The sequence below is a fragment of the Deinococcus wulumuqiensis R12 genome (assembly GCF_011067105.1).
Taxonomy (GTDB): domain Bacteria; phylum Deinococcota; class Deinococci; order Deinococcales; family Deinococcaceae; genus Deinococcus; species Deinococcus wulumuqiensis.
In genome coordinates this window covers 844,660-868,372 of record NZ_CP049357.1, presented here as the reverse complement: position 1 = coordinate 868,372, position 23,713 = coordinate 844,660, and the positions used below count along the sequence as shown (strand labels likewise).

30 protein-coding genes are annotated in these 23,713 nt (G+C 67.5%); 1 reads left to right on the top strand and 29 read right to left on the bottom strand.

Going from position 1 to position 23,713, the window contains the following annotated elements; genetic code table 11:
• Positions 1–17: 17 nt before the first annotated feature.
• The 9 genes from G6R31_RS04255 to G6R31_RS04215 are packed head-to-tail and all read right to left on the bottom strand — an operon-like array spanning position 18 to position 9,848.
• On the bottom strand, positions 18–422 hold the full coding sequence (locus G6R31_RS04255; protein ID WP_017869978.1) for a hypothetical protein: 405 nt from the start codon (positions 420–422) through the stop codon (positions 18–20).
• A 1-nt stretch (position 423) separates the two neighbouring features.
• The gene (locus tag G6R31_RS04250) at positions 424–1,686 is read right to left on the bottom strand and encodes a COG1470 family protein (RefSeq protein WP_017869979.1); all 1,263 of its coding nucleotides are present in this window, start codon (positions 1,684–1,686) and stop codon (positions 424–426) included.
• Positions 1,670–2,431, bottom strand: a complete 762-nt coding sequence (locus G6R31_RS04245; protein ID WP_017869980.1) for a phage tail protein — start codon at positions 2,429–2,431, stop codon at positions 1,670–1,672. Before G6R31_RS04245 ends, G6R31_RS04250 begins: the two co-directional genes overlap by 17 nt.
• The gene (locus tag G6R31_RS04240; protein ID WP_017869981.1) at positions 2,428–3,522 is read right to left on the bottom strand and encodes a baseplate J/gp47 family protein; all 1,095 of its coding nucleotides are present in this window, start codon (positions 3,520–3,522) and stop codon (positions 2,428–2,430) included. Before G6R31_RS04240 ends, G6R31_RS04245 begins: the two co-directional genes overlap by 4 nt.
• A gap of 8 nt (positions 3,523–3,530) precedes the next feature.
• On the bottom strand, positions 3,531–3,935 hold the full coding sequence (locus G6R31_RS04235; RefSeq protein ID WP_017869982.1) for a hypothetical protein: 405 nt from the start codon (positions 3,933–3,935) through the stop codon (positions 3,531–3,533).
• Positions 3,932–4,651 (bottom strand): hypothetical protein, encoded by a 720-nt coding sequence (locus tag G6R31_RS04230; protein ID WP_017869983.1) that lies wholly within the window; start codon positions 4,649–4,651, stop codon positions 3,932–3,934. The genes G6R31_RS04235 and G6R31_RS04230 overlap by 4 nt, the downstream gene beginning before the upstream one ends.
• Positions 4,651–6,159 carry a hypothetical protein gene (locus G6R31_RS04225; RefSeq protein ID WP_017869984.1) on the bottom strand — a complete coding sequence of 503 codons (1,509 nt, stop codon included), beginning with the start codon at positions 6,157–6,159 and terminating at the stop codon, positions 4,651–4,653. Before G6R31_RS04225 ends, G6R31_RS04230 begins: the two co-directional genes overlap by 1 nt.
• Positions 6,160–6,186: 27 nt before the next feature.
• On the bottom strand, positions 6,187–7,281 hold the full coding sequence (locus tag G6R31_RS04220) for a hypothetical protein (RefSeq protein WP_152423546.1): 1,095 nt from the start codon (positions 7,279–7,281) through the stop codon (positions 6,187–6,189).
• A gap of 11 nt (positions 7,282–7,292) precedes the next feature.
• Entirely contained in the window at positions 7,293–9,848 is a 2,556-nt protein-coding gene (locus tag G6R31_RS04215) for a transglycosylase SLT domain-containing protein (RefSeq protein ID WP_017869986.1), read from the bottom strand.
• A gap of 32 nt (positions 9,849–9,880) precedes the next feature.
• On the opposite strand from G6R31_RS04215, the gene G6R31_RS04210 reads away from it, so the two are divergent.
• Complete coding sequence (locus G6R31_RS04210) at positions 9,881–10,375, top strand: hypothetical protein (RefSeq protein ID WP_017869987.1); 495 nt, start codon at positions 9,881–9,883, stop codon at positions 10,373–10,375.
• On the opposite strand, the gene G6R31_RS04205 is transcribed toward G6R31_RS04210, so the two are convergent.
• The 20 genes from G6R31_RS04205 to G6R31_RS04110 all read right to left on the bottom strand — a co-directional run bounded on the left by G6R31_RS04205 (position 10,372) and on the right by G6R31_RS04110 (position 23,508).
• Positions 10,372–10,602, bottom strand: a complete 231-nt coding sequence (locus G6R31_RS04205; RefSeq protein ID WP_017869988.1) for a hypothetical protein — start codon at positions 10,600–10,602, stop codon at positions 10,372–10,374. The two genes, G6R31_RS04210 and G6R31_RS04205, sit on opposite strands and share 4 nt — an antisense overlap.
• Positions 10,568–10,963: a hypothetical protein gene (locus G6R31_RS04200; RefSeq protein ID WP_017869989.1), complete on the bottom strand. Its 396-nt coding sequence runs from the start codon at positions 10,961–10,963 to the stop codon at positions 10,568–10,570. The genes G6R31_RS04205 and G6R31_RS04200 overlap by 35 nt, the downstream gene beginning before the upstream one ends.
• 80 nt (positions 10,964–11,043) lie before the next feature.
• On the bottom strand, positions 11,044–11,499 hold the full coding sequence (locus tag G6R31_RS04195) for a hypothetical protein (RefSeq protein WP_017869990.1): 456 nt from the start codon (positions 11,497–11,499) through the stop codon (positions 11,044–11,046).
• 5 nt (positions 11,500–11,504) lie between these two features.
• Entirely contained in the window at positions 11,505–12,950 is a 1,446-nt protein-coding gene (locus G6R31_RS04190) for a DUF2586 family protein (RefSeq protein WP_017869991.1), read from the bottom strand.
• On the bottom strand, positions 12,947–13,171 hold the full coding sequence (locus G6R31_RS04185; RefSeq protein ID WP_152423547.1) for a hypothetical protein: 225 nt from the start codon (positions 13,169–13,171) through the stop codon (positions 12,947–12,949). The genes G6R31_RS04190 and G6R31_RS04185 overlap by 4 nt, the downstream gene beginning before the upstream one ends.
• Positions 13,155–13,640, bottom strand: coding sequence for a hypothetical protein (locus G6R31_RS04180; RefSeq protein ID WP_017869993.1), 486 nt, complete (start codon positions 13,638–13,640; stop codon positions 13,155–13,157). The genes G6R31_RS04185 and G6R31_RS04180 overlap by 17 nt, the downstream gene beginning before the upstream one ends.
• Positions 13,640–14,044, bottom strand: coding sequence for a phage virion morphogenesis family protein (locus tag G6R31_RS04175; protein ID WP_043826345.1), 405 nt, complete (start codon positions 14,042–14,044; stop codon positions 13,640–13,642). The genes G6R31_RS04180 and G6R31_RS04175 overlap by 1 nt, the downstream gene beginning before the upstream one ends.
• A gap of 2 nt (positions 14,045–14,046) precedes the next feature.
• Complete coding sequence (locus tag G6R31_RS04170; protein ID WP_017869995.1) at positions 14,047–14,574, bottom strand: hypothetical protein; 528 nt, start codon at positions 14,572–14,574, stop codon at positions 14,047–14,049.
• Position 14,575: 1 nt separating this feature from the next.
• Positions 14,576–14,860: a hypothetical protein gene (locus tag G6R31_RS04165; RefSeq protein WP_017869996.1), complete on the bottom strand. Its 285-nt coding sequence runs from the start codon at positions 14,858–14,860 to the stop codon at positions 14,576–14,578.
• A 12-nt stretch (positions 14,861–14,872) separates the two neighbouring features.
• The gene (locus tag G6R31_RS04160; RefSeq protein WP_017869997.1) at positions 14,873–15,952 is read right to left on the bottom strand and encodes a hypothetical protein; all 1,080 of its coding nucleotides are present in this window, start codon (positions 15,950–15,952) and stop codon (positions 14,873–14,875) included.
• Between the two features lie 14 nt (positions 15,953–15,966).
• Positions 15,967–16,374 (bottom strand): hypothetical protein, encoded by a 408-nt coding sequence (locus G6R31_RS04155; protein ID WP_017869998.1) that lies wholly within the window; start codon positions 16,372–16,374, stop codon positions 15,967–15,969.
• Positions 16,375–16,385: 11 nt separating this feature from the next.
• Entirely contained in the window at positions 16,386–17,156 is a 771-nt protein-coding gene (locus G6R31_RS04150; RefSeq protein ID WP_017869999.1) for a hypothetical protein, read from the bottom strand.
• 153 nt (positions 17,157–17,309) lie between these two features.
• On the bottom strand, positions 17,310–17,957 hold the full coding sequence (locus G6R31_RS04145) for a hypothetical protein (RefSeq protein WP_152423548.1): 648 nt from the start codon (positions 17,955–17,957) through the stop codon (positions 17,310–17,312).
• 5 nt (positions 17,958–17,962) lie between these two features.
• Positions 17,963–18,562: a hypothetical protein gene (locus G6R31_RS04140; protein ID WP_017870001.1), complete on the bottom strand. Its 600-nt coding sequence runs from the start codon at positions 18,560–18,562 to the stop codon at positions 17,963–17,965.
• Positions 18,549–20,153: a hypothetical protein gene (locus G6R31_RS04135; RefSeq protein ID WP_152423549.1), complete on the bottom strand. Its 1,605-nt coding sequence runs from the start codon at positions 20,151–20,153 to the stop codon at positions 18,549–18,551. The genes G6R31_RS04140 and G6R31_RS04135 overlap by 14 nt, the downstream gene beginning before the upstream one ends.
• 14 nt (positions 20,154–20,167) lie before the next feature.
• The gene (locus G6R31_RS04130) at positions 20,168–21,823 is read right to left on the bottom strand and encodes a hypothetical protein (RefSeq protein ID WP_152423550.1); all 1,656 of its coding nucleotides are present in this window, start codon (positions 21,821–21,823) and stop codon (positions 20,168–20,170) included.
• Positions 21,726–22,136, bottom strand: a complete 411-nt coding sequence (locus tag G6R31_RS04125) for a hypothetical protein (RefSeq protein ID WP_152423551.1) — start codon at positions 22,134–22,136, stop codon at positions 21,726–21,728. Before G6R31_RS04125 ends, G6R31_RS04130 begins: the two co-directional genes overlap by 98 nt.
• A gap of 184 nt (positions 22,137–22,320) precedes the next feature.
• Positions 22,321–22,632 carry a hypothetical protein gene (locus G6R31_RS04120; protein WP_017870005.1) on the bottom strand — a complete coding sequence of 104 codons (312 nt, stop codon included), beginning with the start codon at positions 22,630–22,632 and terminating at the stop codon, positions 22,321–22,323.
• Between the two features lie 388 nt (positions 22,633–23,020).
• A complete protein-coding gene (locus G6R31_RS04115; protein WP_017870006.1) occupies positions 23,021–23,269 on the bottom strand; it encodes a hypothetical protein in 249 nt (82 codons plus the stop codon).
• A complete protein-coding gene (locus tag G6R31_RS04110; protein ID WP_017870007.1) occupies positions 23,266–23,508 on the bottom strand; it encodes a hypothetical protein in 243 nt (80 codons plus the stop codon). Before G6R31_RS04110 ends, G6R31_RS04115 begins: the two co-directional genes overlap by 4 nt.
• Positions 23,509–23,713 lie beyond the last annotated feature (205 nt).

The window sequence follows — 23,713 nt, the reverse complement described above, 5'->3', positions numbered from 1 at the left end:
GGGTAGGGGGGGTAGGGTCATACGAGATCAACCTCCACGGTTGCGAGTGTGATGCCGCTGTTCGGCAGAGTGACGGTGCCAGGGCGCACGGCCCCAGCGCGGAGCTGGGTGATTTCGACGTAGCCGGGTTGGTTGTCCGTCACAACCCAGGGGGGCAGGTTCAGGGCGGCGAGACGGGCGTTCTGGGCGGCGTTGTTCTGCGCGGTATCGGCCAGCGCCTGCGCCACGCGCTCCCGCTCGGCCGCGAGTACCCGCTCCCCTTCCTCCAGCCGCTCGTTCAGGGCGTCCACCAAGTCCACATCCTGTTCGGGGTCAAATGGGGGCACTCCCCGCAAGCCAGGAGTGCTCCCGATCAGCCCTTCAGTCATGCGCGAGTCCCAGGCGCGGCCCAGCTTCGGCTTCCTAATCGGTTTCATCGTCATCTCAACCCGCCGTCCAGCGGACCTGAATATCCCGCCCGCGCACGAGTGGTACCGGCCCCAGCCCCGGCAGCAAGGACATCACCGGCTGACCGTCCTGCGCGCCACTGAAAAGCAGCGTGTAGTACCAGTTTTTCGAGTAACCGTCGCTGAAGGTCATCGGAACGATGCTCGCCGCGCCAATGCGGCGCATGGCATTTTCACCGCCGTCGTACCCCCGGCCCGACCAGTCGAGCGTGACCCTCGCCGTGTCCCCGAGGATGGTGGCCTGCCAGGGTTGCCCGTCGATCAGCACGACCGGACCGTAGGCGAGTGGGTCTGACACCCGCACGAGCACCGGGCCGGTAAAGCCGCCCTCACGCGCAATCTGCAATGTGGCGCCGCCACCGAGCAGGGCGCCGCTGGTGTCGTCGAGCACAAAGCTGCTGACGTAGAAATTGAGCGCCCCCGCCTGGGCCTGCGCCGTCACCGTCAGCGACACGGCCCGCGTGACCACCAGGTTCCCGCTCGCCGCCCGCACGTTGATGCTGTAGGTGCCCGCCGGGACACTTTCCCCCACCGCCAGGGTGAGGGTGCTCGCTGCGGGCTGGTTGGTGGCTGCACCCGTGATCGGATTGGCGCTGAACGTGCCACTGATGCCCGAGGGCGGCGCCACCAGGCTGAGCTGAATAGCGTCCGCGAACCCGCCCTGGCGCGTGATGTCGATGGGCAGCGTGGCCGTTTTTCCTGCCGCCCGGTCCACCACCGCGCTGCCCGCCGTCGTCATGTCGAAGCGGGGCGCGAGCGAGGCCGCTGTCACGGTGAGCAGCACCTTGCTGCCGCTGCTCACGCCGCCGCTGCTGCCGGTAAGCAGCACGTCATAGCGGCCCGGCACCGCGTCCACGCCAGCCTTCAGCGTCAGGGTGCTGCTGCTGCCGGACGCGGGGTCCGGGTCGAAAGTGGCCGACACGCCAGCGGGCAGGTTCTGCACGTCGAGGTCCACCGCGCCGGTAAACCCCGACTGCCGGTTGACGCCCACCGCCACGGGGTAGGTGCGCCCCGGCTCAGCGGTGAGACTGGCGGGCGCGGTGAGGACAAACGAGGTCTGCGCGGCCCGCAGGCTCGCCACCTCGCGCGACAGGTCGATCAGGGCCTGACGCAGAAATTTAGTGTTGCCCAGGGTGTCGCCGACCGGCAGTTCCAGGTCAGCGGCGTCAATGCCCTCGCCGTCGCGCGGCACTTCGATGGTGTCGGTCCAGTAGGCGGGCGGGTTAATGGTCTTCGGCATAAGCAGGTGCTCCTTCGTATTCGTAGATGGTTTCGGGTCGGCCCTGGCCCCACAGGGTTTCGCGCTCTCCCGGCGGCGGGAAAACCACGGGCGGCGTCCCCCAGGGGCTGTTCCAGGGCTGTGCTTTTACGCCCTGCGCCCAACGGTCCGTACCGCCCCAGATGTGCCGGCCAGGGCTGTAGAGCAGGCGGCGCAGGCGGGCGTGAGCGGGCTTCACGTCGCGGATGAGTTCCAGTACGCCGTCGAACGGTAGGCCCTCCAATCGGTAGCCCCAGTAGTTGGGACTGCCCCATGTCTGACCCGCGCCCCAGGTGCCGCCGCCCGTCGGCGCGAACAGCGGCGAGATGAACACACTGAACTCAGCCCAATGCGCGGGGTCCGGGTCACGGAAGTGCTCGGTCACGGTGGCGAGATAGCCCGCCTGCCGCAGCGCGAGCACCAGCCCCGGCAGCGTGCCCGCCTGTCGCCAGAATTCCCAGGCCCCGGCCACCCGGCGGCGGTAGGTGTCCAGCGGCTCGTCGGGGTAGCGCCGAATGCGCCGCTCGGCGCCGAGCTGCAGCAGGGCGTCCTCTGGTGCGTACTGCACCAGTCGGGCCAACGCGACGGCATAAGCCCGGCCAGCCACGTCGTCAAGTGGCGCGGCCAGTGCCCGCAGGTGCTGCTGCGTGCCCTCATCCTGGTAGTCCACCGGGTTCAGGCGCATCAGGCGTTGCAGTGCCGGCAGATACGGCTCAGGGCCGCTCACGGGGTGTCCCGCCAGCTCACGCGCGGCACCAGGGTCAGCGCCTCCACCGCCCCCGGGCGCACGTCCGCGAAGGTGGTTCGCGCGTCCAGGACGCCGGGCGGCAGCATCGCCACCTCGATCACCTGCGCGCGGTACAGCGTCCCGCCAATGGGCAGTTCACGCTGCAGTGCACTCAGGCCGGAGAGCACCTGCGCCTCGATGCTCGCCCGGTCCCCGAACGGGGCATAGAGTTCGACGGCCACCGGGACGGCCCGCTCCGCCGCGCTGTAGACCTGCACGTCAGAGGTCAGCGGGCGGCGCGCCTGAACATAGGCGTCCACGGCCGTTACCGCCGCGTCGCCCAGGCCGCCGGTGCCCCACAGCACCACGTCCACCGTGCCCTGCCCGCGTGGGTGTTCGTCGAGGACCCGCACCCGGTCCACCGAGGGGTGGGCAGTGAAGGCCCAGTACTCGTAGGCGTCCCGCGTGGCCCCGCCGCCGAGTTCCGACCAGCGCAGGCGGGCGCGACGGCGCAGGGCCTCGTCGCCCTCCTCGTCGGCCCCCGCCTCGAGCAGCCAGCCGCCCACGTTGGTCACAGCCAGCCCCGGCAGCGGCGTGTGCAGGATACGGATGGTCGTCGCCGGGACGTTGTAGGCCGCGCCCGGCTGCTCGGCGCGGACCGGGACATCGGCGTAGCTCCCAGCAGGCACGACAGCGGCTTCGAGGGTGCTGAATTTGAGACCGTTGGCCGTGCCGACGATCAGGCCCGCCGGGGCCGCGACCGCGCTGCCCGGCGAGGCCACCAGGCGCACGAGGCCCTGCGCGAACGTCGAGGTCTGCCGCGTGGTGGCGTAGTGCGACTCGGTGAGCAGCGAGAGCCACTCGCCCACAGCGGAGTCGAGGTAGCCCGCCTCGGCCAGCGCGGCCACCAGTCGGTCCACATCGCTGATGCCCTCGCCCGCAAGTTCAAGCAGCGTTCTGAGCGGGTCGCCGGGCACGTAGTTCGTCGGCGCGAAGTTGGCCCCGAGGGCCGGGTCTGCGCCGAGGGTGTAGAGCATCCGCTGCACGACCTGCTCGCGGCTGCGTGGGCGGATAAGGTCAGATAGTGCCATGCAGCCTCCTACCCCACTCCGTAGGGGGTGATCTCGATTTCTGGCGGGTAGAGGGTGTGGGCGCTGCTCGCCTCGATGACGAGGTCAATCACGCCTGTCTGGGTGGTCACGCTGGCCCGGAGACTCACACCTCGCAGGTGCACCGCTTCCACGGTCGCATCCGCGTTCAGCACGCGCGGGTCTTCTTCGAGGTCGAGTTCGCAGATGGCCGCCGCCTCCGCTCCCCCGTCCTGAAACGATTCGCCCAGGTATTCGGGCAGGTAAGAGCCGTAGTCGGGGTCGTACCAGAGGGCGCCCTTGCGGGTGCGCAGGCGCCGGGCGAGGGATTCAATGAGGAGGGGCAGGCCGGAAGTCAATTCGCTCCCCAGGCCACTGCGGAGGGTGAAGTCAACGCCGAGGTTATCGCCGGTCATTTGATCGCCCCCAGGATGGATTTCGCGGCCCCGAACACGTCGCCGAGGCCGTCGATGTGCTGATCGAGTTCCCCGACCGCGAGTTCGGCGAGGCTTCTCAGGTCCGTCACGCTCTCGATTTTTCGCGTCACGTCCCCGACGAGGTTCTCGACGCTGCGAATCTGGCTGTCCAGTCGGCTGGCCTGCTCGCTCGCCATGCGGATGACCTGCGCCAGCTCGGGCGAGTGCTGTGCGAGGAGCTCCAGGGCTTCCCCGAGAATGGGCATCCCCGTGAGGTCGGTCAGTGCGCCGGGGAGGTCACGGGCGATGTCCAACAGCCCATTGAGTTTGCCGCGCATGTCCCGCAAGGCGCCCAGGTCGCCCAGGGCCTCGTGGAGCTGGCTGCCGAGGTCTAGTTTCATGTTGACGAGGTTGCCCGCGTAGGAGAGCAGAGAATCCTTCGCCCCTTCCAGATCACCGCGCACGAGGCTTTGCAGCACCGGGTCGTCGAGCTGCGCCCCCAGCGCCTGCGCGATGTCCGGCCCCACCAGCCCCAGGAGCTGTTGCGGGTCGCCGCTGCCCACCGCGTCTGCGATGCTCGGCAGCTTGTCCAGCATCTTCGTCACTTCGGGCGGGACCGGAATGCCCAACTCCCCGGCCACCTGTTGCCCGAGGTCCACCAGTTCCCAGAGGCTGGATTTGGCCCCCAGTTGCGTCAGCGGGTGCAGGAGGCCCATCAGCCGCTTCCTACCTTCGTGCTGCCACTGGTGATCGTGCCGATGTGGGTGACGGGATCGACCTGCACGGTGTCACCGACGCGGGCCACCGGGGTGTCGCCGCCGACGCTGATGCGCGCCCCGTTCACAGTGGCGCTGCCGCTCGCCTGGAGGTTCAGATTCGCATTGGCCTTCAGGGTCACGTCACCCCCCTTGAGGATGTCCAGCACTCCACCCAGGCCGCTGAGCCGCACGCTGCCCTTCGCGGAATCCATCAGCAGTTCCTGGCCGGCCATGTCGCGCAGGAACACCTTCTCCGCGAGTTTCGTGGAGTCCATCAGCAGTTCGTGCCCAGCCTTCGCCCGGACCCGGATGCACTCTTTCCGGTCTTCGGCCCACAGCTCCACCAGTTGCCCGGCAGCGTCCTGCACTTTGATATGGGGGCGCATGTACTCGGCGTCGTCCGGCGACTTTTGTCCCCGGTCGTCGTCGATCACGATGCCCTGGCCCTTGCCGGTCACCAGTTCGAACCGTTCGAGGCTGGCCGCTGCGTAGCCGGTCACGACGGGCCGCGCCGGGTCGCCCGCCTGGAACTCCAGCATGACTGTCGCCCCGGCCTTGAGCTTGACCTTCGCCCCGGCAATCGGCTGCAGCAGCCGCACCTCGGTCATGTCGGGCATCAGCGGATGCTCGGGCCGCAGGTCGAGGGTGTGGTTGCCGTGGTCCCGCAGCACCTGCGCCGCGTACAGCCCGCAGTAGTCGGTCCAGCGGGTGGCCTGCTGCGTGACGGTTTCCAGACCCGCGATGCCCTGATCCTTCCCGTCACCCGTGTGGACCGTGGAGCGCAAGCGCAGGCGGTTTTTCGGGTAGTCGTAGACTTCGGTGATGGAGTGGACCACGCGGGTGACGCGTTTTTCCACCTTCTCTTCCCCGCGCGTCATGGTGACGTGCCGGTTGGCCGTGAGCTGGGGCGTAAAGGGCACCACATACAGGCCCTGGGCGGCGTCGTACTCCTCCAAGGGAAGCTCCGGGTCAAACGGTTCCCACTTCGGAACATCGGCGTGAACCTTCCCCTCATGGTCCATCCACCAGATGCGGTCGGGGTAACGCATCATCAGCGCCCGCAGCGCCTCGTGCGCGGGACCGGCGGGGCGGGTCCATGCCGGCAGGGTGCCGGGCAGGTTCAACTCGCCGACCTGCTCGCCGCACTCCTGCAAAATCTCTCGCAGCACGGTTTCCGCTGGGATGTCCCGATACCACTTGGCCGCGATGTCCTTGCCCAGGCCGCCCGTGCCGCCGACGAGCTGCGCAGAGAGAAAGCCCCCGCTCAGGCCGACGCGCACGACGGTCATGAGGCAATCCGGGGGCGAGTCCTGTTCGAGGTCGAAGCGCAGTTGCACCTGGTCGCCCGGCTGCCAGGGCACCTCGGTTGCGCCGAGGCGGACACTGGCGGTGGGGCGGCCGTTGAGCGGGTGCATGATGAGCGTGGGCGGCCCCGCAGGGATGCCGGAAATCTGAAGTAGGGGCATGGGGCCTCCTGTGTGGGCGGAAAGGACTCAGCGCGCGGGCGGCTGCACGTTCTGGCTCGGCATCCCCTGCGGAATCGGGGCCACTGGGCCAATGGGCCGGGGCTTCGGCTTCGGCGGTGCTGCGCCCCAGCCACCGGGTCGGATGATGGTTGTGGGCTGGCTCTTCGGCGTGGTGAGCTGATCGAGCCGGACCACGCCGCGCGAGTCGATGTGCCGGTCAATCGGTCGGCCCGCGCCGTCGAATCGCCCGCCTTTTTGCCGGTAGGTCACGAGGTTGTTGCCAGCCACCAGCGGCATGCCGTCCTTCTTGTCGAAGCCGACGACGGTACCGAGGTGGCCGTACCCGCTGGGGTCGTTGGCAAACCCGATCATGTCGCCCACCTGCGTCACGCCGGGCTGCCAGGGGCGACCCAGGCCCATGCGGTTGGCGTTGGCTTCGGTGGCCCGGGCGCTGGCGCCGAAGACTGCCGCAGGGACACCCGCCGCCGTTGCGGGCACCCGCACCGAGGCCGAGCAGAAGCCGGGCGTGGCGGTGGTGTTGCCCCCAGTCAGGGGCACCGGCGGGGCCACCAGCGAACGCAGCATCGAGTCTGCCGACGCCTGCCCCGCCGCCGTGGTGGTGCCGCCGCTGCCCCAGTTGCCAGGGGTGCCGCCTGCGCCACTCGCGCCGCCGCCCGGAATCGTGATGGTCCCGGCGTCGCCCACCGCCGTCGCCTTGTCCTTTTCCTTGAGCTTCTCGGAGAATTTCAGGGTGGCCGAGTAGCCCCCTTTGGGGCTGTAGCCGCCGCCCTCCTCGCTCACGAAGTACAGCCGCTTGATGCGCCGGCCCCGGATTTCAGGATGCGTGCTGGTGAACACCGCCGGGCCGCTTTTCGTGCCGCGCCGCAGGTGGGCGAGCAGGCTCTGGTAGGCGTCCCACTGCGCCGGGGTCCACATGGTGACCTTGACCTCGACTTCGCCCGTCGCTTCGTTGAGCTGCGTCACGGCCTTGCCGTCGGCGGGCAGTTCCTGGCTGTCGGTGTTGGCGCTCATGGTCACGCGCACCATGCTGGCGCCCGGCACCGGCCAGCGCTTGCCGCCGTCGAGCAGCACCAGGTCGTCGTGCAGCTTCGCGGCGGTCATGGGGCTGCTGCTCACTGCGGACCACCTCCGGGGGTGCCCACGCCCTGCTCGATGGCGTAGAGGTTGAGACTGCTGCCCACCGCGCCGCCTGCCGCTGCGCCCACGTCCTGGGCGAACTGCGGCGAGAACTGGCCGTAGGCGTTGATGGTGATGTTCGGGGCGAACGTCGGGGCCGCTTTGCCCCAGGCATTGCCCGCCGACTGCGCCGCTTCCATGCTGGTGATCTTGCCGTCGCCGTCGAGGTCCAGCCCCTTGTTGTCGCTGTAGGCCCTGCCGTCGGCAGTGGTGTAGAGCACCCGGCCCGTCTTGCTGGCGCTGCCCGCGAACACGGCGGCGTAGACCTGCTCAAGGCTCGCGCCAGGACGCACGCCCGCCTCGCGCAGGTAACGCTCGATGTAGGGCGCCTGTTCGGTGGGCGACATCCGGCGCACCGCCTCGGCAGTCGTGCCCAGGCCCCGCGCCGTGGACGGCAGGAACTGAATCAGGCCACTCGCGCCGCTGGCCTTGTTGACGGCTGCCGGGTTGAGCGCACTTTCCTTGAACGCCACCGCGAGCAGCGCCTGCGGGTCGATGCCGAGCCGCTCTGCCACGCCGGTCAGGGCCGACACCGAGGCATTTGCGCCCGTGGGGGTGAGTGGCGGCGTTTTGGGCTGCGGCCCGGTGGGCACTGCCGCCGCCGCCTGCTGCACCACCTGCGGGGTAGGCAGGGTCACGCCGATGCGGGCCAGCCCGTCACGCACCCAGTCAGGCAACAGGGTTTCGTACAGCGTGGCCCCCAGGCCAGCCAGTCGGGAGGGAATGCTCTGGAACCACCGCACGGCGGAGTCGGCGGCGCTGCGGAAGCCGTCGCCCAGGCCGTCGATAAAGTCCCGGAACGGCTCCCACTTGCGGTACAGAATGGCTCCGAGGCCCGCGATGGCCGTCACCGCCGTGACCACCCAGCCGATAGGGTTGGACAACCCTGCGAACAGGGCGCCGATGCGGGCCAGCCAGGGCGCGAACCGGGCCGCGAGCGGCGCGAGGCGGCCCAGCCAGCCGAGCATCCGGGGGCCGAGGGTTTTCAGGCCCCCGAGCAGTTTGGGGCCGAGGCCCTTCAGCCCCAGCGCCGCCAGCAGGCCACCGCCGCGCACGCTGCCCATGAAGGTGCGGGCCAGCCACGAGCGCCCGAGGATGGCCTGCCCTGCTCGGCTGATGCCGGTCTTCATTGCTCCGATCAGCATCTGCCCGCCTTTCATGCCGAGCTTGCCGATCATGCCGAAGCTGAGCAGGTTGGCGAGCCACGCCACGCCACCCGCGCCGACCATGAACCCGAGCACCTTGCCCATGCCGCCGCTGCCCTCACCGCCGGTCAGACGGTCCAGTTTGTCCAGGCTGGCGCCGAGCAGCTTCACGGGAATCAGGGCTGTGTTGACGCCAGCGGCGAGGCCCTCCCCGAAGCCTTTGGCGTTCGCAATGACGCGGGGGCCTTCGCGCTCCCACCACGTCGCGTAATCGTCAAGCTTGGAAAGAATGCGGTTGATGGTGTCCACGCCTTTTTGCCCGCCCGTCGCATCGGCCAGCGGGTTGAACACGGCGCCGAACAGTCCAGTCATGCTTTTCTCGAACCGCTTTTGAATCCGTGAACCCGGCCCCTTGCTGAAGTCGGTCAACTCCGCAAGGTTCGCCATGAAGTCTTGCAGCGGCTTGAGCGCCCTGCTCGACCCCTTGCTGTCCACCAGCGACATGAACAATTCCTCGGGCCGACTGGCGAGCGTGGAAGCGAGGCCGCTCAGGGCGCTTGATTGCTCCTTGAGGGCGCTGCCGTACTGTTTGTTGATGATCTTGCTGACGGCGTTGATGCCCTCCTGAATGGTGCCCTTGTACTCGCCATTGGCCCCGAACTTGAGGCCCGCCGCCTTGAGCGCCATTCGGCTGATGTTGAGGTTGGAAAAGCCCTGGCCGACCCCGAACGCCTGCCCGAAGTCGCCACCGCGCAGCGCGGCGAAGGCTTCCATGACCTGATCCATGCTCTTGCCCGATCCCACGCTCAGTTTCCCGGCCAACTCGACTAGGGGAATCGCCTGCGAGGGGTCGAAGCCGATAGCCACCGACTGCCGCGTGGCGTCCAGAATCTCGCGGGTGGTGAAGGGCGTGGCCGCCGCAAACCGCTGAGCATCCTCAAACAGCTTGGCGGCCCGGCTGGCGTCCCCCTCCATCATTCCCCGGAGGCTGAGCAGTTGGTTCTGCTTATAGGCGGCGGCATCGACGATTGACTTTCCGGCGTAGCCCACGCCGTAGCCCACGCCTGCTACTGCGAACCCCGCAGTGCCCAGCATCTGCGTCAGCCCCTGAAAGCCCTGTTGGGTCTGCCCCACCCGGTTCTGCACGCGCTTGAAGGCGGCGTCTACGCGGCGGGCGGAGTTTTCCCCGGCCTTCGCCCAGCCCCCGAAGGCACCGCCGGAAAGTCGGGTCGCCGCCTCGACACGCTTGATGGTCTTCTCGACCAGCTCCAGGCGCTTCTGCGCGTTGCGGGCGGGGGCGGTCAGTCTGTCAACGAGCTGTAGCGTCCACTGTACGGCTCCGGCCATGATTCACCCCCTGGTGTGGTATGCGTAACTGCATGAAACGTGCCCTTCTGCTCGCCTCTGCCTTACTCGCTGGCTGTCAGCAGGCGGGGCGCTCGCCCGAGGCCACCGCTCAGGCGTTTTTTCGCTCCGTGCAGACGCTTGATCTCCCCACCGCCGCCGGGCACCTGCACTCCGGAGAATCAGTGGAGGCGATTGATTCATTCGTGAATGGCGACGAGGACGTGCGGACCATTCGAAAGGCCCTTTGGGAACGCATGGAGTACACGGTTGGGAAGCGTCAGGCGGGGCGTCAGGGCACCACGCTGGTCCCGGTGCGCGTGAAGACCGTGGATATGACCACGGTGGCCCGCAACATCATCACGCAGCAAAACGGCGGGACCATGTTCATCCTCAACCAGATCACCGACCCGACGGCGCCCATGCGAGAGGTCACGGTTGGGCTTCAGGTGTCGGAAGAGGCGGGGAAATGGAAGATTTTCAGCTCTCCCGACCTCAACGCGGCCTTGCTTGGCCTCGATCTGCTCTAGCGTCCCTTGCCGAACGCCGTCATGAACGCCCGCTGCATCAACATCTGTTGCGCCGTGAAGTAGGCCCCCAGCCGCGCCCGGTCACTGGGCCGCCCGTCCTCGCGCTCCTGAAACTGGTAGGCGAGCAGGCACTCGGCGGCGAGGTTCAGCCCCCCATCCTTCGTTTGCGCGACCAGCCGTTGCCAGTCGGCCTCAAAACGTCTCTTCGCGGACCTCCGCGTCCGCACCCGCCATGCTCAGCACCGGCTCGACCAGCTTGTCCACCAGCGCGGGCTGCGCGTCCAGGGCCACCGCCACCGCCGCCGCGTCCGGCGCGAGCAGACAGCTCATCAGCAGTGTGCGGTTGGCACTCAGGGCCTGCGCGGTGCGCTCTTTGAACTTGGCGAGCGTTTCCACGTAGCGGTCGTATTCGTCACGACTGGGGGCGCGGACCACCACCTGCAGGCGCTGACCGGCGGCGGTGGGCGCACTGAGGGTCTTGACGCGCTCGACGCCGTGCGTGCGGCGCAGTTCGGCGACCTGGGCACGGGTCAGGCCCGCGAAGGTGTCGGTGGGGGTGGGCTGGGGCTGCTGCTGTTCCTGGGTCATGGGGATGCCTCCGAAAATGGATTGGGAAAAAGGTGTCCAGGCCGGGAATCTGGGCGACTCCCGGCACGTTTAGGGGTGGGTTACTTCGCGCCTTCCGGCATCTTGGAGAGCGGGTTTTTCCCGTTCATCTTGATGTAGTGCGGCTTGAAGCCGAGGGTGCGGGTCAGGGCGTCGCCGCCGGTTTCGTCGCTGACGCCGCGCTTGGTCCAGCGGCAGCCGATCAGCTCGTCCTTGGTCAGCTTGGAACTGCCGAGCTTCTCGTAGGCCACGCTGACATCGAAGTCCTTTTCAAAGAACTTGTCACCGAAGGCGTCCACGATCTCGGCGTACTCGTCGGCGTAGACGGTGAGTTCGCCTTCGTCGGTCTTGTACATGCCGTCGCTGACCCCCAGCGCCATGCGGGCGTTGCCCTCGATGTCGCTGCGCTCGATGCTGTCGCCGTAGCTGATGGACCGGGCCAGGATTTCCTTGCCGTCCACTTCGATCTTGATGCGGGCGAAGGTGAGGCGCGGGTTTTTGGTGTCGATCTTGGGCATTTACGTCACGCTCCCTTCGGCGCAGCGGGCGCGGCGGCGGCTTCCACCGGGGCCGCCGGTGCCAGGGCCGCCAGCATCGGATTGGTGAAGCCCACGACCACGTCGATGTGTTTCATGTGGCCCAGCGGAATCACGCTCAGGACGAAGGTGATCTTGCGGGTGCTGAGGATGTTGCCCTCGCGGTCCACGCGCACGCGCACGCCGGAGGCTTCCCCGCCCAGTCCCGCCCGGACGCGGCCTTCGAGGTAGGTCTCCATCGCCAGCGCCTTCGTTTCCAGAATGCGCCCGGTCGTGGTGTCCACCGGCACGTCGTCGCCCAGGTAGTCCATCGCGGAGACATAGCCGATGGTGGCCGCGCGGTCGATCACCTCGCGCTGCTGCACCTCGTCGTAGTCGCTGCCGCTCGGCGCGAGCATCGGCCAGGACGCCGGGTACACCCCCTCGCGCCCGTCGTAGGTGCGCAGGGCAGCGAAGCGGCCCACGTTGCCCGTGAGGTTGGCATCGAAGGCCAGGGCACCCATCGCGGGCAGCGGCCCGGTGCGGACGCGGTAAGGCGCTTCGCCAATCGGCACGGTGGCGCGGCGGGCGCTGAGCTTCCAGGCGCTGCTGCGGCGCTCCAGTTGCCGGGTGATGGGGTTGTAGACCGCGCCGCCGTCCAGGGCCACCGCCACGCGCAGGCTGGTCAGGTTGGCGAACAGGGCACTGACGCGGCTGAGGTAGTCGCTCATGCGCTCGCCGTCGGTCATGGCAGGGGCTTCGAGCAGCGCGTGGACGTAGTAGTTCCGCGTCTCGCGCTCGGTCAGCACGGCGTCCACACCGGCCACCAGCGCCGGGGTCGCCGCGCCGAGGATGTGGACGAAGCGCAGGTCGGGGCGCGAGCCGAGCAGCGTTTCCAGCGCCGTGATGATGTCGGCCACCGTCGCGGCGGGCGCGGTGGTGGTCAGGCTGTAGGTGTCGCCTTCCGTCAGGCCGCCCGCGCCGAAGGTCACGCTCAGGCCGGTGCCGGTCAGGTCGAGCGTGCCGGAGGCGGGCACGCTGCGCTCGGGGCCGTCGTTGCCGTTGGTGCTGACGACCACCGCCGCGAGGCCGTCCGTCGCGGTGCCGCTGCGGGTCACGCGCAGGGTCAGGCTGTAGGCGTCGTTCACGGTGCCGCCCGTGGTCATGACGCTGGCGCCAGTGCCGACCTTCGTCACTTCCGACACGGTGCCCTGGGTCGTCGCGTTCACGCGCACGCCGACCACCGGGGCGGTTTCGAGCAGGGCCACCGCGCAGGCGCCGGCCAGCGGGCCACCCTGGTAGGCGTCGAGGGCCTGCGAGCCGCGCGTCATCCACTGCGGCGTGAGGGGGCCAGCGGCGGCCACGCCGATCTTGGCGTGCGCTTCGCTGATGGGGGGCACCAGACCGAGGTTGTAGTCCTCGAAGGTGACTTTGACTCGGGAGAGAGCGGTCACTTGATCACCTCGCCGGTGGCGGCCTCAAGAGCTGCCTTGAATTCGCCTTGCGTCACCTCGCGGCCCTGGGGCCAGTTGGTCGAGGCGCGGAGGGCCGCCTGCTGCCACCCGGGGAGTCCGGTCAGCAGCGTCTCGAACGGCACGCGCCCGCCGTCCTGAGCAGGGGCGGGCGCATCGGCGCGGGGGTCGGGGGTCGGGGTCGGCTCAGTCGGATTCGACAAACTGAGTTTCTCCGTTTGGGCGGTACGTTTCGTCATCAGGGACCACCTCCGGGGTGTCCATGAACTGGGCGAGCTGCGTGAAGTGGGCCACGCGCACGCGGGTGATGTCGCTGCGGGTCAGCACGGCCGGGAACGTGATGGTCAGGTCGGCCACGCGCACCGTGTAGTCGCCCCACGTCTCGGAGCGCAGCCGCGAGGTGGCGGGCTTCCCCGGGCCGATGGCGGCGTAGCAGAGGTCGGCCAGCAGGGCGGCTTCCTCGAAGGTCACGGCCTTGCACACCAGCGTCGTCTCTGCCGTGCCCATCGCCAGCGCGTCCGCCACCGAGCCGTCCGGCGCGTCGTAGCGGACACTGCCGGGCAGCACGATGACCAGCGGGAGCTGCGGCTGACGGTCGAGGTACTCGGAACCGAGATACACCGCGACGCCAGTGCCCAGCGCGTCCTGAAGCTGTTGCGCGAGTGTTTCCATCAGCCGAACCTCTGGCGCAGGTATTCGCCGAAGTCGTTGCGGAGCCGCTGCTCATAGGCGAGCGGCAACTCCCCCGAGTCCGGCACGAACTTGCGCCGGGGCATCTTGCGGGTGCCGCGTTGGTGGTAGGCGGCGTAGGCGTTGGCGCGGCCCGAGGTCTGCACGGTGACGCCCCGGCTGTCGGCCCGCCACGCGATGCCGTTTCGCAGGGTGAAGGTGTCCTGCAAAATTGGGTTTCGGCGGCGGGTGGGTTGCCAGGGCACGCCGTAAGGGTCGCGCTCGAAGCGGAACCCTTCCAGCACCAGCTCATGCGTAGCATGTCCAGCGATGTTGTGCAGGTCGTGCAGCGTCTGCGGGTTTTGCAGGTCGCGCAGCTGGCGTTTGAGGTCTTTGAAGAGGGTCACGCCTACCACCCCGGCCCGGTGCGGACCACAACCGTTGTGGGCCGCTCTGGAGCCACCTTTCCGGCTTCAGTCGTCCCCGCCACCGCTTCGAACGGCGGCAAGGGCTTGACCGGAATCAGGCTGTCCAGCGCTGCACCCTGTGCCAGCCACGCACTGACGATTTCCTGGCTGTCGCGCCTGCTCTCGCTGGAGCCGTCCACCGCTCGGGACTTCCAGAGTGCCGGGTCGCCGAGGTAGAGCCGCGCCGCCGTGAAGTGCGGGCGGTAATACTTCGCCGGGGGGTTGGCCGCCGGGTCAAAGGCCGCGTCCAGCTCCAGTGCCGCGTTCAGCTCCTGGTCGGTACGGCTGTACTCAGGCCAGGTCGACTCACTGGGGCGGGTGGGCTGGCCGGGGCCAAGCGGCAGCCCGCCCCGATTGACCTCGGGCCTGTCGCGCAGCAGTGTGCGAACCCACGTCCGAGAAAATTCCCGGTCTGCGGGGTCAATCACCGTCAGCAGCGACTCGTCATAGGTGCGGGCGGGCTGGGTCATGTCAGTTCACCGGGTCATTGGCTTTGGCGAGGGCGCTGTCCGCCTGCTCAGCCGTCAGTCCCAGGTCGACCAGCGCCGCTTTGTCCTTGGCCCGCAGGGCTTCGTAGGTGGTCACGTCGCCTTCACGCAGTTTGGCGATGCCGACGAAGTTGCCGGGGAGGTCGCCCGTGCGGAGGGTGGGGGCATCCTCCTGAGCGCTGGCCTCCGCCTTGGCAGTGGCTGGGCCGAGGTCTTCCCCGGTGGGAGAGACGAACCGGCCTGCACGGATAAACTTGACGTCACTCATGGGCCACACTCCTTACTTGGCGGTGGGGTCTTCGTAGGCCCCGGCGGTGATTTGCAGGATGGCGGCGGCGCCTCGGCTCAGCACGCCAAAGCCAAACTCGGCCTCGAAGTTCTCGCTCTGGAGGGGGTAGGCGATGTTGGTCGCCACGATGCGCAGGCCCCGGCGGTTCTGCTCCTCCGGCTCACGCAGGCCCAGCACCTTCTGGGCGGCGTTGCGGTTCAGGCCCAGCAGGTAGCCGCTGTAAACCCAGGGCTTGACCCAGATTTCGGCACCGTTGTAGTAGCCGATTTTGCGGTTCTTGATGTTGCCGGTGTTCAGGCTGCCCCGGGCCACCATCTGGCCGTTGGGCACCTGCTCGATGCGGGCGTCCATGATGGGCGCAAAGCCGGGCAGGGCGCGAATGGCGGCGGCTTCAGCCAGGGACACCTGAATCACCACGTCCGCATTGTCATCGTGCTCTGCCACGTTCTCAATCAGGGCGTCCACAGCGTCAGCGGTCAACTCGGGCGCGGTCATGAAGTGGTTGTGGGCGCCGTCAAAGCTCTCACCGGCGGGGCCGTTCACGGGCGCGGTGCCGTCACCGTTGTACAGGGGCTTGACCTTCAGCACCATGTCGTCCACGCGGTAGTCGGTGAAGTCAAAGCTGACCGGGCGGAACAGCGCCTCGCGCAGGTTGCGGGTCATGCGCTTGATGTGCGCGGCTTCCACCTCGCGGGTCCGCATGGCGACCTGGGCCACGCTCGCGGTGGTCAGGAAGTCGGTGGTGAAGCCCTTGGCGATTTTGTAGCGCTCAAGCGGCAGCCCGATGCGGCCCGGCTTGCTTTCCACCTGGGTGGGGGCGCGTCCGAACTCATCCGCCAGCACCATTTCGTCGGTCAGCATCTGGCCAGTGGCGTCGGGCATCTCGCGCTTGGTGGTGGGGGTCACGTAATCGCGCAGACCCTCGACCAGCTGGGCGTTGTGGGCGGCGATTTCCGCATTCACGGCGGCGGCCACGTCCTCCATGCCAAACTCGCGCACGGTCTTGTTGGTGATGGTCTTCAGGTAGTCCAGCGTGTAGGTGCCGGTAACGCCTTTGTAGTTTTCAGCCATGATTCAGCCCCCCCTTAAGCGAGCTTGCCCTGAGCGACGCACAGCAGGTCGTTCTCGGACACGCGGATGAAGGCCCCGCGTGCGTCCTGCGCGGTGGGGGCGTCGTTGATGGTGCCGCCGGTGCCCACGTAGTACACGTCAGCGGTCAGCGGGGTTTCGGAGGCGCGGAAGCGCACGCCGACGCCGTACAGGGTCAGCGGTTGCGCCAGCACCTGACCGGCTTTGGCGGCGCGGGGGGCAATGCCGGCGAACGCGCCAGCGGCGAGTTTGAAGATGGCGTAACCGCCCGTCACGGCGCGGATTTCGCAGGGGCTGCCGGCGGGAATGTCCTCCCCAACGCGGAAGCCGGTGGTGGCCTGAACAGCAAACATGGCGCTGTTGGTGTCTACGCCAGCGCGGGGGCTGAGGGTAATTGCAGGCATGTCCTGGCTCCTTAAATCTCGTAGGCGGGGTCTTGCCCCTTGGCGGTGATGATTTCGGTCTGGGTGGCAATTCCGGCGTTGGCGGCCTCCCGGCTCTCCTGCCCGCTCACCCAGCGGGTGCCCTGCTCGGTGGGCTTCTGCTCACGCTTCAGCGCCCCCAGCACGGGTTTAAAGTGGTCGGCGGCCAGCGGGGCGTCATCGCCCTCACCGACCACCCAGACGGTTTCTTTCACCGTCTCTCCGTTTTCCTGTCGCTCGCGCTCCACCTGCCGCAGCTTCTCTACGCCTTTGGTCAGCAGCAGCGCCTGGGGGTCCAGGCCATGCTCAGTGGCGTAACGGTAGGCGCTCAGCTCGGCGGTGGCGCCCTCGGCGGTGTCCAGCAGGGCGTCCAGATTGCCCAGCCAGCCCTCGACCACCTTAGAGCGGGCATCGTCACTGTCTGCGCCCTCCAGCGCCTCCAGGTCCAGCCCAGCGGCGGCCAGCAGCTCCAGCGCCTCATCCCGCCCGGCTTCCAGCGCCTCCAGGCCCTCCAATTTCTCGGCCACCTGTGCGGCAATCTGCTGCGCGGCGTCCTGAGCGGGCCGTTTGCCGGGGGCGGGGAGTTCGATCCCCAGCGCCTGGGCCAGCGGCTCCAGCGCTTTGGCAATCACGCGGGTGCGGATGCTGTTGCTGTCGCTGGCCTCGGCGTTGCTCTCGGCCTCGGTGAGGGCGGTCTGGCTGGCGCTGTAGGCGTCGTACAGGGCGTTAAAGGCGGCCTCATGGTCGCCTCCTGCGGTGTTCAAGAAAACGGCTTTTGATTTCATGGTTCTGAGCCTCCAGGGCTGCGCCCGGCGTCATGCCGGGGTGAATGGGCGAGCGCACCCGCGTGACCGTCATGGTCTGGGGTGCGCTCAGGGGTTTGGACTGGACTTACGGTCACGTGACCAGCCAAAGGATTAGGTCAGGTCGCCGTAGGCCTTGAGATATTGCTTTGCGCGGCGCCGCGCATGTTCAGAGAGATTGGGGTTCCTCAGAGCACCCTGAATGCGCAGAGAATGCGCAGACGCCTTCTGGGTAAGGCGCGAGCCGCCAAAGAGGTCAGGCGTATCCGCACGCTTGAGACGGCGGGCAATACTCCCTGCGTGCTCAACCCGAGGCCGCCCCGCCTCTTGTGCAAGCCTCCGCGTTTTATCGTGGCTCTCGCCAAGTCGGTAGCGAAGCGTATGGCCGCCAAGGCGGTTAACCAACTGGTCAGCTTTCTTGGGTTTGATCCCCACCAGGCGCCGCGCCGATGCTGCCTGTCGAGTAAAAAACCCTGGCTTGTGCTCAGAGCGCGCCCGCGCAGTGGCATCTATGGCGTGAATAAGGCCCTGTCCACGCTCGCCATGCTCAAACTTAGAGAGCTGGCGGGCAGCGCCCAATAAACGACCCGCTCGACTGCCCAAGTGCTTCTCTCCGTGCCTGGAGTAGATGACGCGCCGCTTCCCTTTCGAGTTGGTCGCGCTTCTCATTAGGCCCTTGGCAAACAGTGCCCGGTACTGCCCGGCGACATTTTTTCCTCGCACGGGATGCCCGCGCCCGCCGCCTCTTCCTTCCTCTGCCATCCCTGTCACCTCCTACTGAACTTGAGAATGTGCCCACAAAACGCCCGCTCCGACCAGGGCAACCGCTCGTCACCCGGCCCGTAGGCCAGCGTGCCGCCGATGTTGTACAGGTCATCTACGGGGATGGTCAGCCCCTCCAGCGAGCTGTGTGCCCTGCGCTCCTGTGCTGGCCTGACCCGAATGAATGTCTTGAACCGTGCCCCGCCCTGCACCGCTCCGGCCTGGGCACCCTCGCGGGCGGCATCCCAGACCAATATCTGAGCGGCGAGGCGGGCGTAGGGGCTGACAAAGGCCGCAGACCGCCCGGCCAGCACCTCCGCAGCCCGTTGGGCCACCATCTGACCGCGCGGCAGGCTCAGGCCCACCGCCACCGCCTGCGCCTGGGCGGGCAGGGTTTCCACCCGCACCAACCCCGCCAGCGTCTCCCCAAACGCCTCACGCGCCGGGGCCTGGGCTTGCAGGCTCGCGGTCAGGGCCAGCAGCGAGAGCAGACGCTCCGGCGGCCCACCGCCCGCTGCCAGGGCCGCATGGATGGCGGCGAGCAGGGGCAACAGGGCGGATTCGGCCTCACCCTGCCAGAAGGCGAGGGCATCATGGGGTGGCATCGGCTGTCACCGGCGCACGCGGTCTGGGCGGGTCAATCATCCCAGCCAGCGCTTCGGCTGCGGCCTGACCCTGCTTCAGCTTCTCTTCCTGCTCTTTGCGGACGGACTCCAGCATCTCGTCGGTGTCCTCCACCCCGATTTCACTCATGGCGTTCTCGGTGCTTCTCAGGCCCGCGCCCTGCTCGGCTATCACCTGCGCCCGCTCCTCGGTGGTCGGCTGCGCGGCCAGGATGCGGCACTGGACCACCACGCGGTAGCCCCGGAAGCGGCCCGCACTGCCACTCAGCGCAGCAGCCCAGGCCAGCACCATCTCCAGATGCTCGGCCAGTGCGCCCTCAATCGCCGTGGCGGTGGCGTAGAGCGACGTTTTGAAGTCGTTCATCGCCTGGATGCGGCTCTCACCGCTCGCCGTGGCGTCACCTGACATGCGGATATGGCTCTGTGCGGCCTCGTCCAGCATGTCGTGGTAGGCGTCCGTTTTGGTGGCAATCAGGGCGTCGGGGCTGACCGGCTCGAAGCGGCCATACTGCCCACCGCCCACCGCCTGCACGTTGCCCTGGGCGTCTGCCGTGGTTTGCGGGCTGAAAAAGGTTGCCTGCCCGCCGCCGGGCCGCCAGGCGGGGTCTATCTCGTACCGCATCCCGTCCGGTACGTTGCTGTCCCGGACCCACTCCCCAGGCGGCAGGATGTTGACCCCGTACCGCTCCAGCACCGCCGCCAGCTCTGCGTTGCGGAGAATGGCCGTTTTGGCGAAGTTGAGCATGAAATTGTTCCGCACCATCGTCGGCGTGATGAACTGCTCGCGCTCGGCGTGGGTAATCGGCAGCAGGCCGTGCATGTCCACTCCGGCGCTCTCCTGCACCCGCTCCTGCACCGGCAAGGGCTGACCATCGCCGCCCAGCAGCAGCGAGGCTTCCAGGGCCGTCACGCGGCGCACCACCGTCTGCCCGGCGGCGTTCAGGTAGTAGACCTCTGCCGCCTCATGCCCGGCCTTGTCTTTGCTGCGGTACACGGCGTACCGCTCGCCGGTTTCCTCATCATCCACCACCCGCACGGCTGCCGGGTCCGGGTTGCTCAGGCGCAGGCGGGCGATGCTCCCCAGCAGGTCGCCGGGGGGAATCACGCCGTCCCGCAACTGCCCGGTCGGGACATAGCTCCGCAGGTAGGCGTCACCGAGCAGCAGCTCGCGGGCAAACATCTGGAGCTTGCCCAGCGCCCGGTTGCGGTCCAGGTAGGCGGTCAGCGCCCCCTCGGCCTCCCGCATGTCGGCTTGCTGCGCCTTGGTGGCCTCAGCGGTGGCGTCCCGCAAGGCCAGTTTGATGATGGGGTAGCGGCCAATCACGGCCCCGACATGGCGGCGGGCGACTTCCAGCAGGGCATTCTTGGGAATGAACTGCTTCTCTACGGCCAGCAGGAACTCTGCGGCCAGGCCGTTCTCAGCGGGCAGGCGGGGACCAACCCAGCCCGCACCGCCCAGCCAGTGGTCGCCCGCCAGCATCTTTCGCACGCGCTCGCGGTGCTGCCTGCTGTCGGCGTCGGCTTTGGTCAGCTCCTGCGCCTGCTGGAGCGTGAGGTGTTCAGGCATTGTCATAGGTCACGCTCCTTTCAGCGGATGGTGGCCACGGATACGCCACCGGGGCGGCGGGCGGGGGTCTGACGCTTCAGTTCTTCGTCGAGCCAGTGGTCGGTATCTGCGAGGTCGTAGGGCTTGTAGTCAGGCAAGCGCTTCAGAGCCTTGAACAGGGCGTCATGCGTCCCTTCGGCTTCCACAAATTCGCCGCGTTCTCGGCTGCCGAGCGTGACCTGCCAGCGTTCCCGCTTGCCGCCAGTACTGACACTTGCCTTGACCTGACGTAACTGGGGCTTCCTGGTGGTCGTCGTGATTTCCGGGTAGTCGGGTGACACCACCAGTTTGTCCCAGGTGGCGTTGTAAGACGTTACCCAGGTGTCGCCCCCCTGGTTGGTTTCGATGATCACGCGACTGGCCCCGTACTCGATGGCTTTCACGATGATGCGGGTCAGCATGCCGTCCACGCTGTCGCGCCCTTCCCAGGCGTACAGACCTACGCGCAGCTGAGGCCGAAGGAAAGGCGGAAGCGGGGGATCATTCGGGCCAGGCGTGCGTACGCGCCCACCGACGCGGATGCCATTGCTGTCGCTGTCATCCGTGTTCGTGACCGCTGGGTCGCCCACCACGACAATGTCCTCGAATTCTTCCAGCCCAGGCCGAGGAATGGCCCGAAGCTGAAAATCCTTGTAGAGTTCCCCTTCCTGATTTCCGACTTCGTTCTGCTTTTCCTCGATGAACTGGGTCGGCCCCATCTGGTTGAGTTCCGCTTCCAGCATCGGCAGGGGCCGCGCCTGGGGCCAAGTGCTCTCGCCCGCCGTGATGCGGTAGACCGGCCTGCCATGCTCATTCAGGCCCGCCTGCTCGTACTCCAGGCCGCGCACGGCGGGCCAGGGGCCGGACACGAAGCGGTCCATCAGGAAGTCGGCGGGGTGCTCGGGGTCGAGGTCCGCGAGCCGCGTGAAAATCCCGTGCGGGTTGATGATGTTCTGCAGGCCGATGACCACGCGGTTCGGGGCGCCCGCCGGAATGATGTCCGAGGTGATCGTCTTGATTTTGCGCTCGGTGGTTCGCAGCGTGTCGTGCTTGCCGTCGAGGTCGTCGAGGATGATCACGTCGGGGCGGCTGCCTTCGAGCAGCAGGCCGCGAATGCTCACGTCCAGCCCGGCGGCGTCCACGACCACGCCCGACGCCGTGCGCACGCGGTCACGGCGCCAGCCCTTGCTGTTGCCGAACTTGCCCACCTGCCGTTGAGAGAGCAGCGGGTAGTAGCGCTCCACTTCGGGCGACTCCAGTACGGCGGCGATGTTCGTCACCGCGTCGTCGGCCTGGTCCTGGGTTTCCTTGACATACAGGATGTAGCGGAAGCCAGCGGCGGCGAGGCGAATCACGGCCCGCTCGGCGTTGGTGGTCTTCGAGAAGCCGCGCGGCCAGATGTAGAACTCGGTGGCCGGGCGCTCGGGCGTCATGGCCCAGATGCGCTGCCAGAACTCCTTGTGGAAGTCGGAGAGCGGCTGGGTGTAGGTGTGCGGGAAGAGGGTGCGCAGCCAGTCGAGGTAATGCTCCGGCGCAGGCTGGCCGTTGCCGAGGGGCCGCTCAGTTGAAGGCGGGGTCTGCGCTTCCAGCGATTCGAGGAGTTTCAGTGCCCGCCGTTGCTTGGGCTTGAGCAGCATTAATTCGGTTGGCGAGAGCACGGTTCACCTCCTCATCGGCTGTTGCGTCGGCAACAATCTTGAATGCCCCGCTCAACTTGAACAGGTCTTTTTCGGTGTCGGCCACTTCGCTCATGCGGTCAAGCAACTTCTCCCGCACGCGCTTCGCCTTCTCCAGATAGCCTTCGATAATCTCAGCGACTTTTTCAGGGGAAGGTTTTATTTTCCCCTGCGCCTGCCACTCCCTAAGCGTGGGGGCAGAAACCCCCGTCTCACGCGCTGTTTTCTTGATGTTTCCCGCATTTGCCTCAAGGATGGTGAGGAATGCCTCTCGCTGTTCGTCGCTGTAAGCCATGCTCACCTCCATGCAAGCAAAAGCCCCAGCCGGAGCCGGGGCGGTTAGATTCTCTTTTTCTCGTGCCAGTAGCGATGGTACCCGGCGGCTACCCAGAGGTCATGCACGGGCGCCCAAACAGCGTAAGAAGAACTGCCGAGCAAGCCGTCACGAATCAGGCAAGCGGAAAGCATCTTTGTTGCGTTCATACCCTCTCCCCCTCAAACACCAGCACTTCGCCCCGCTCCGGCTCCGCGTATCGCACCTGCCGCGCCGCCCACAGGTCATCGAGCAGGGCGTCCAGTTCCCCCTCCCCCGTCGCGCTCCGGGGCCAATCCTCCCGGTGGAGGTGCAGGGCCGCGCAGCGCGTCGGCTCCGGCTCAGGCGGGCACCAGACGGCGGTCAGCTCGCGGGTGATGCGGGGGCCGTACTGTTTGTGGCGGGGCGCCCAGGTGTCGGGGTTGGGGCGGGCGGGGCCGTTGCGGGTGCGGAGTTTGCCTCTGGCCTGTTTGCCCACAGGACTAGGGAAGAAGGCCAGCGCCAATACAGCACTCTGTGCAGAGCGCGTCGCCATGCTCTACGTGTGTTGCTTCGCGCTGAAGGCAGTTTTGGCACAGATTGAGCGCACGCTTCTCCTGACGCCACGATCTAAGCGCCTGCCAGAGCGCACCCACAAGAAGGCGGTGATGCCCCGTTCCCCGAACGTATACGGGAGTGAACTGGGTAAGAACATCGGCTGAAGCCTCAAGGCTGACGTGGTAGCCCGTGTTGTAACGCTTGACTTCCAAGTGATTTAGCTTCATATGCCTACCTCCGCTGGAGCCGACGCCCCAGCCGTGTCCCGCCTGCGTTGTGCCGCCCGCGTCGAACGATGCCGCGCCAAAATGCCAGCCGCTCCTTCCGCCTCAGCACTTCGCGTACCACCCCCCATCAAACACGCTCACCCCGACCTGCCCGAGCTGCTGCGCCAGGGCCAGGGCGTCAGCCGTGCGGGACTCGCGCCAGCCGAGGTGTGCGGCGAGGAGACGGGTGGTGACGGGGCCGCGCTGCCCAGCCCGCCAGCGCGTTTCGGCGTAGGCGGCAAGGTGCCGGGTCAGCTCATCAGCGTCCCGGTGGGCGGCGGTGCGGGTGATGTGCGCCTCAAAGCCTGTCATTTGGGCGTGATGCGGCGGCACTGGACCGTCGCCACGGTGCCGTCTTTGTTCCACTTAAGGCGGTACTCGCTGCGGGGCAGAACGCGGGTACTCACGTAGGAGCGGTCCTGCCTGTCCTGCTGACCGCGCCACCGTTCGAGGGCATCTGTCGCCGCTGCGCGGGCCGCATCGTGGGCCGCTTTTGCAGCGGGCAGGTCCGGGGTGGGGACAGCCTCAACATCACGCCATTGCTCGGGCATATGGGCCTCTCAATTTGAGGGAATGTGGGGGTGGGGCAAACGAAAAACCCCCGCGCTGAGGCGGGGGTAGTAGGTGGCAGTTGCGGGACTCGAACCCACGTGTCACAGGGTGAAACTGTGCTGACCTCCACTGCCGGGGCTGGGTTTTACGGTCTCCCAGAAAACGTGCGGCCTGACACCGCCTGCTCGGTTATGCACCCGACTG